The sequence below is a fragment of the Hydrogenophaga sp. genome (assembly GCF_031426985.1).
Lineage (GTDB): Bacteria > Pseudomonadota > Gammaproteobacteria > Burkholderiales > Burkholderiaceae_C > Hydrogenophaga.
Map to the genome: position 1 here is coordinate 3,355 of NZ_JASJOY010000092.1, position 2,849 is coordinate 6,203.

At 64.5% G+C, this 2,849-nt stretch carries 3 protein-coding genes and 1 pseudogene; 2 read left to right on the top strand and 2 right to left on the bottom strand.

Annotation, left to right across the window (positions count from 1 at the left end):
* A pseudogene (locus RMP09_RS11820) lies at nucleotides 1-393 on the top strand (hypothetical protein); the annotation flags it as partial.
* A gap of 76 nt (nucleotides 394-469) precedes the next feature.
* Nucleotides 470-907 carry a thioesterase family protein gene (locus tag RMP09_RS11825; protein WP_310566167.1) on the top strand — a complete coding sequence of 146 codons (438 nt, stop codon included), beginning with the start codon at nucleotides 470-472 and terminating at the stop codon, nucleotides 905-907.
* 235 nt (nucleotides 908-1,142) lie between these two features.
* Here the strand turns inward: RMP09_RS11825 and RMP09_RS11830 are convergent, their stop codons facing one another.
* Both RMP09_RS11830 and RMP09_RS11835 read right to left on the bottom strand, forming a co-directional pair.
* The gene (locus tag RMP09_RS11830) at nucleotides 1,143-2,093 is read right to left on the bottom strand and encodes a GTP-binding protein (protein WP_310566197.1); all 951 of its coding nucleotides are present in this window, start codon (nucleotides 2,091-2,093) and stop codon (nucleotides 1,143-1,145) included.
* Nucleotides 2,090-2,849 (bottom strand): amidohydrolase (locus RMP09_RS11835; protein ID WP_310566168.1); only part of this gene is annotated, 760 nt, incomplete at its 5' end. The genes RMP09_RS11830 and RMP09_RS11835, both read right to left, overlap by 4 nt.

Consider the following 2,849-nt stretch of genomic DNA (forward strand, 5'->3'; position numbering starts at 1 on the left):
ACATTGCTCAACCCGTCAACCAGCCCCATCTTGCCTGCGCCGTCGGGCATGGCCAGTGTGGCGGGCGTGGTCAGCAACAGCAGCAACGTGCTGTTGACCGATGCGGTCGTGTCGGCGCGTCAGTCCTTGAGCACGGGCCAAACGCTTGATGTCGCGGCCACCGGTGTGAATGCCACGACCGCCGACTACAGCCTGAGCTTGCCCCTGGTCGCGGCCGTCAAGGCGCCCTACGCATCGGGCGGTGCCTTGACCTTCAGCACCGACACCATGCTGGCCGGGCGCTACAACCTGACGGGCACGGCCAGTGGCTACACCACGCAAAGCACAGACCCTGTGCTCGATCTGGGTGCAGCAGGCAGCACCACGGTGAAAGATCTGGTGCTGACACCGTGATGCCCTTGGGCGCAGCCTTGCAGGGTGTGGCCGACAGGGGACAATAGCGCTTTGTTCAAGCCGCCTGAGTCGTCCCATGCCCCGCATCCAGTTCTCCCTTCCCGAGCAATTTGTTTTTGCCACGGACATTCAGATTTACATCAGCCACGTCAACCAGGGCGGGCACCTCGACAACGCCCAACTGCTGACCCTGGTGTCGGAGGCTCGGGTGCGGTTCTTCAAATCGCTGGGCTACATCGAGGGCGATGTGGCCGGATACCCCATCGTGGTGGGCGACATGGTGGCGCAATACAAGTCTGAGGGCTTTCATGGTGAGACCATGCGCGTGAGCATGGTGCCGCAAGACTACAACCCCTACGGTTTTGACCTGGTGTACCGCATGGAATGTCTGGACACGGGGCGCGAGGTGGCGCGCGGCAAGATTGGCATCGTGTTCGTCGACCGCGCCAGCCGCAAAGTGGCGAAGGTGCCGCAGGCGTTTGTGGCGCGGGTGTCGGCCTTGGCGGCCGGCTGATGAAAGTCAGTGGGCATTCGCCCACTCAATACGGTTCGGGGTTTTTGTAGGTCGCCCCTGCGGCCAAAGCATTCGCGCGCAGGGGCGCGCTCCCACACAAGGCTCAGGTGTTTTGTAGGAGGCCGCCCCTGCGGCCAAAGCATTCGCGCGCAAGGGCGTGCTCCCACTCAAGGCTCAGGTGTTTTTGTAGGAGGCCGCCCCTGCGGCCGAAGGATGTTTTTTCACGTGAGGGTGTTCACGCCAACATCAACTGGGGCCTCTGTCCGCGCAGCGCGATCACGACCAAACGCCCTGCGACCGCATCTGAGCCCAAGGCAAGGCTCGATTCACGCAGCTCGCAGCGCTGGCCCACCTTGTGCAGCAGCCACTGCCGACCGGCCGCATCCTTGAAATACCCTTTGGCGCGCACAATGCTTGGCTGGCCTTCGAGGGTTCGACACAGCTGCTGCGGATCCTGCGCGGCGCTCAATGTCCACGCCGCGCTCTCGAAGGCGGCCTCGTGCCCGGCGCCCGGCACGCGATAGCGCTCACCGCCGCCCCAGTGGTCCAACGTGGCCAGCGCATCCGCCGCCGGGTCCGCCACAGGGTCCGGTATTGGGCGGGCGGCTTCCAACAAAAATTCAAGCGAAAAATCGGCTTGCTGGCAGGGCCAGACCCAGGCCGTCGGGCGCACGCTGGCCAGCCACTGCAGGCACGCGGCCAGGGCCGCTTCGCTCACCAGATCGACCTTGTTGAGCAGCAACACATCGGCCTCGTGCAACTGCTGCAAAATCAAATCCCCCACATAACGGTCCTGGGACCGCGCCTGACAGGTCTCGGCGTCCAGCAGTCCCACAATGGCTTGCAGCCGCAGGCCCGCCACCAAGCGGACGCTGCGGGCCACGGCGCCGGGCACGGCCACGCCGCTGGTTTCGATCAGGACCAGGTCCACCCGCGGCTGGCGCGCGGCCATCTGCATCAGCGCGGCCACCAGGTCAGAGCCAAAACTGCAGCACACACAACCACCGGCCAGACTGAGCAAATCGCCGTCCTGCCCCTGGATCAGGTCGGCGTCGATGTTGAGATCGCCAAAATCATTGACCAGCACGGCGATGCGCAGGCCGTTGGCGCTGCGCAGCATCTGGTTGACCAGGCTGGTTTTGCCAGCGCCCAGATAGCCGCCAATGATCAAGGTGGGAATGCTCACGCCGAGGTGACCTCGAACACCTTGCCCCCAAGCACCGTGCCCCAAATGCCGATGTCCTTCAAGGCCTGCGGCGCCACCTCCAGCGGGTCGGCGTCGAGCACGCAAAAATCGGCGCGTTTGCCGCACTCGATGGAGCCGATTTCGCCGTCCAGGCCCAGCGACCAGGCAGCGCCGAGGGTGATCGCGTGCAAGGCCTGCGCCACGCTGATGCACTCGGACTCGCCCAAGACACGGCCCGTCGACGACAGCCGATTGACCGCGCACCACGCGGTGAACAATGGCCCCATTGGTGTGATCGGGGCATCCGAATGGATCGCCAGCGGCACGCCGGTGTTGAGCGCCGTGCGGCAAGCGTTCATGCGCTCGGCGCGCTCGGGCCCGACCGTCACGGCGGCATGCTGTTCACCCCAATAGTAGATGTGGTTGGAGAACAGATTGACGCCCATGTTCAGGGCCTTGATGCGCCTGAATTGCGCCGCATCGGCCAGCTGGCAATGCTGCAGGAAGAAACGGTGATCGGGGCTGGGCTGGGTCTTGAGCGCTTGTTGCATGCAGTCCAGCACCATGTCGGTGGCCTCGTCGCCGTTGGTGTGGGTGTGCACCTGCACGCCATTTTTGAGCGCCAGTTCAAAGCACTCGCGCACCGCCTCCGGCGCCGTGTACCACAGGCCTTGCGGTGCCCCGTTGTAATAGCCGGGCCAACGCAGGCGCGCTGTAAAGCCCTGGATGGAACCGTCGGCCACGATCTTGATGCGC

Excerpts from the sequence above, each read along its gene's own strand:
- RMP09_RS11825 (WP_310566167.1), top strand. The coding sequence starts at position 470 with ATGCCCCGCATCCAGTTCTCCCTTCCCGAGCAATTTGTTTTTGCCACG.